Consider the following 4,027-nt stretch of genomic DNA (forward strand, 5'->3'; position numbering starts at 1 on the left):
CCCCCCCCCCCCCCCCCCCCCCCCCCCCACCCCGGCGCCCGCCGCGCCGCGGCTCCGCCCTACGGCTCCTCGTCCTCCACCGGGTCCTCTCCCAGGGGGAGGCGGAGGATGAAGGTGGCCCCCTCCCCCGCCCGGCTCCGCAGGGTGAGCGTCCCCCCCAGCAGCCCCGCCAGCCGGCGGGAGATGGCGAGCCCCAGCCCCGTCCCCCCACGCGAGGCGGCCGCCGCCGTCTGCTCGAACTCGCCGAAGATCCGCTGCTGGTCCTCCCGCGCGATCCCGGGTCCGGTGTCGGTCACGCGCACCTCGGCCCAGCCGCCGGCGCGCGACAGCTCCAGCCGCACCGTGCCCTCGTCCGTGAACTTCACCGCGTTGGAGAGGAGGTTCAGCACCACCTGCCGGACGCGCGCCGGGTCGGTCTCCAGGTGGAACTCGCCCGGTGCGTGGACCCGGAACTCCAGCCCCTTGCTCCGGGCCTGCAGCTCCAGCGTGGTCGCCACCTCGCGGAGCAGGGCGGCCAGGTCCGTGGGCTCGGGGTGCACCTCCAGCTTCCCGGCCTCCAGCTTGGAGATGTCCAGCACGTCGTTGACCAGCTCCAGCAGGTGCCGGGCGCTGGAGACCAGCCGGTCCGCGGCCCCGGCCTGCTTCTCGGCCAGGTCGCCGTACACCCCCTCGCGCAGCAGCTCGCCGTACCCCAGGATGGCGTTGATGGGGGTGCGCAGCTCGTGGCTCATGGAGGCGAAGAAGCGCGAGCGGTCGGTCATGGCCCGCGCCAGCCGCGCGGTCTGCTCCTCCAGGGCGCGGGCCTGCTCGCGGGTCTCGGTGTGGAGCTGCGCGTTGTCCAGCGCCAGGGTGGCCTGCCGGGCCAGGAGCCCCAGGAGGGGGCCGTCGCCGGGGTGGCGGAACGCGTCCTCGGCCTCCGAGAAGACGGCGAGCAGGGTGGAGCGGAGCCCCGGCCGGCGGACGCACGCCACCGCCGCGGCCCGGAACTCCGCCCCCACCTGCTCCGAGACCCCCGCGGCGTCCGCCAGCACGCGCGCGTCCGCCCTCCCCTCGCCGATGTCGCACCGCTCGAAGAGGAGGTCCGCCAGGACGAAGAAGCGGGGGTCGTCCACCCCGATCCCGACCCCGGCGCGCACGTCCGGACGGTCCGCGCTCCCGGGGAGCACCAGCATGGCGGCGTCGGCGCGCAGCGCGTGGCAGACCACCTCGGCGAGCCGGCGCCCCAGCTCCTCCGGGTCCAGGGTCTGCACCAGCACGTCGGAGATGCGCGCCAGCGCCGACGTCTCGTCGTAGCTCCGCTTGACCCGCGCCATGGCACCCACCCGCGCCAGCAGCTCCGCGCGGCTGCACCCCTTGTTGAGGAAGTCGTACGCGCCCATCTCCAGCCCGCGCACCACCAGGTCGTCGGTGGGGGCGTCGGCGGTGAGGAAGATCACCGGGATGGGGGCGGTCTCCGGGTCCTGCTTGAGCTGCTCCACGACCTGGAAGCCGTCCATCTCCGGCATGTGCACGTCCAGGACGACCACGTCCGGCCGCCAGGCGCGGGCGCGCTCGATCCCGGCCGGCCCGCTCTCCTCCGCGGCCACCTCGTGCCCGGCCTGCGCCAGCGTGGACGAGACCGCCACCCGCGGGATCTTCTGGTCGTCCACCACCAGGACGCGCGCCATCACCCGCCTCCGCAGATCTCGGCCACGGCGGCGGCGATGCGCGGGAGCGGCAGGCTCCGCTCGGCGTGGGGGCGGGCGGCCCCCGGCATCCCGTCGATCACCGCGGTCTCCGCGCTCTCCACCAGGGTGCGCCCCCCCGCCGCCCGGATCCGGGCCAGCCCCTCCGCGCCGTCGCTCCCCATCCCGGTCAGCACCACGCCCACCACGCGCGGGCCCGCCACCTCGGCCGCCGAGGCCAGGAGCAGGTCCACCGAGGGGTGGTGCAGCCGCTCGCCCCGGTCGTCCCACACCCGCACCCGCAGCCTCCCCTCGGTCCGCTCCAGGGCGAGCTGGCGCCCGCCGGGGGCGACCAGCACCTGGTCGGGGAGCACGGGGTCGCCGTCGCGCGCCTCGCGCACCCGGAGCGGCGAGCGCTGGTCCAGCCGCTCCGCGAGCGCCTCGGTAAACCCCGGGGGGATGTGCTGCGCCACCACCACCCCGGCGCCGAGCCCCCGCGGCAGGGCGGGGATGAGCTGGGAGAGGGCGCGCGGCCCGCCGGTGGACGCCCCGATCGCGATCACCTCGTACGTCCTCGGGGAGGCCACGGGGACGGCGGGCTCGGCGCGGCCCGCGCCGTCGGTGCGCGGCGCGGGGGGCGGCACGCGCTCGCTCTGCAGGATGGCGCGGACCTTGTCGCGGAGCGCGGGCGCCAGCCCGTGGATGTCCATGACCGTCCCGGCGTCGGTCTTGTCCATGAAGTCCACCGCCCCCGCCTCCAGCGCGCGCAGCGTCACCTCCGCCCCCTCGCGCGTGAGAGAGCTGAGGAGGAGGACGGGGGTGGGGCGCTCGGCCATGATCCGCTCCAGCGCCTGCATCCCGTCCATCCCGGGCATGTTCACGTCCATGATCACCAGGTCGGGGTGGAGCTCCCGCACCCGGCGCACCGCTTCCTCGCCGTTCGCGGCGAAGCCCACCACCTCCACCTCCGGCATGGGCGCGAGCATCCGCTGCGTGGCACGGCGCACGAAGGCGCTGTCGTCCACCAGGAGCACGCGGGCGCGGTTCACCGGGACACCATGGCTGCGGGTTTGGGCGTGCCCCCCTGGCGGGGGTCGGGCTGCGGCTCCGTAAGCCAGCAAACCACGCTGGCTAACGGAGTCGAGCCTCCGCAAACAGCCGCGGAGTCTCGCCGCTTCGCGCTCGCATCCCTCACGCGGGGGACCCCCTCCCCCGGCCCCTCCCCGCAAGGGGGAGGGGAGAACGGCGTGCTGTTCGGCACCCCGCCGACCGCAAGCACGACACCGCCCCGGCCGCGCAGTCGCAGGCGGTCCCCCGTACCGTGTCCCCGGTGCACTGCCGTTCTCACCCTTCCTCCTCGGGCCTGCGGTAGAAAATCGCTCCCGGGCGTCGCTCCACCTCCAGCGGCGTCGGCACCCGGCGCAGCGTCTCGGCGTGCCCCAGGAACAGGCACCCCCCGGGCGTCAGCGCGGCGTACAGCCCCTCGGCGGCGCGCCGCAGCGCCTCGTCGCCGAAGTAGATCAGCACGTTGCGGCAGAGAACCACGTGCTGCGGCCCCAGCGGCTTCCACCACCCCGGGTCCACCAGGTTGGCGCGGCGCAGCTCGACGCCCGCGCGCAGCTCCGGGCGCACCGTCCAGCGCCCCTCGCCGTCTACCTCGAACCAGCGCTCCCGGAACTCCGGCGAGGTGCCGCGGAAGGCGTGCTCGGTGTACGCGGCGGCGCGGGCGCGCTCCAGCGCGGCGGGGTCCAGGTCCACCCCGGTGATCCGCACCCGCCCGGGGGCGAAGAGGCCGCTCTCCCGGACCACCGCGGCCAGCGTGTACACCTCCTCGCCCGCGGCGCAGGCGGCGCTGAGGATGCGCAGCTCCCCGGCGGCCCCCAGGCGCTCGCGGAGCCGCGGGAGGACGTCGCCGCGCAGCACCTCCAGCGTCCCCCGCTCCCGGCAGAAGTAGCTCTCGTTGTTGGTGAGGTGCGGCACCAGCCGCTCCCGCTCCGCCTCGCGCTCCGGGTGGAACTTGACGTGGAAGAGCAGGTCCTCGAACGTGGGGAGCCCCAGCGCGGAGCGGCGCGGCTCCAGCCGGCTCCGCAGGGTGTCCCGCCGCTCCGGGCCGAAGTGCAGCCCGTACTCCTCCGCGAGCCACTCCCCCCACAGCCGGAACTCCTCCTCCGAGAGCGCCGGGCGCGTCATGCCTCTCCGAGCGCCGCGGCGGAAGCCTCCCGCACCAGCGGGTCCGGGTCGGCGTCGCGCGATGCGCGCAGCGCGCCCCGGGTGCCGGGCGCCTCCAGCCGGGCCAGGGTGCGGGCGGCGCTCAGCCGGATCCGCCAGTCGGGGTCGGACAGGGCGCGGACCAGCCGCTCAGC

At 76.2% G+C, this 4,027-nt stretch carries 3 protein-coding genes; all 3 read right to left on the bottom strand.

Annotated elements, in window-relative coordinates:
* Window positions 1–59: 59 nt before the first annotated feature.
* The 3 genes from VGR37_11650 to VGR37_11660 all read right to left on the bottom strand — a co-directional run bounded on the left by VGR37_11650 (window position 60) and on the right by VGR37_11660 (window position 3,854).
* Window positions 60–1,667, bottom strand: coding sequence for a hybrid sensor histidine kinase/response regulator (locus VGR37_11650; protein HEV2148048.1), 1,608 nt, complete (start codon window positions 1,665–1,667; stop codon window positions 60–62).
* Window positions 1,667–2,713 carry a chemotaxis response regulator protein-glutamate methylesterase gene (locus VGR37_11655; protein ID HEV2148049.1) on the bottom strand — a complete coding sequence of 349 codons (1,047 nt, stop codon included), beginning with the start codon at window positions 2,711–2,713 and terminating at the stop codon, window positions 1,667–1,669. Before VGR37_11655 ends, VGR37_11650 begins: the two co-directional genes overlap by 1 nt.
* 295 nt (window positions 2,714–3,008) lie before the next feature.
* Window positions 3,009–3,854: a CheR family methyltransferase gene (locus VGR37_11660; protein HEV2148050.1), complete on the bottom strand. Its 846-nt coding sequence runs from the start codon at window positions 3,852–3,854 to the stop codon at window positions 3,009–3,011.
* Between the last annotated feature and the right edge of the window lie 173 nt (window positions 3,855–4,027).

The organism is Longimicrobiaceae bacterium (genome assembly GCA_035936415.1).
GTDB lineage: Bacteria > Gemmatimonadota > Gemmatimonadetes > Longimicrobiales > Longimicrobiaceae > JAFAYN01.

What these genes read in the sequence shown, in the direction of transcription:
- VGR37_11650 (HEV2148048.1), bottom strand. Translation starts at nt 1,667, where the DNA reads ATGGCGCGCGTCCTGGTGGTGGACGACCAGAAGATCCCGCGGGTGGCG.
- VGR37_11660 (HEV2148050.1), bottom strand. Translation starts at nt 3,854, where the DNA reads ATGACGCGCCCGGCGCTCTCGGAGGAGGAGTTCCGGCTGTGGGGGGAG.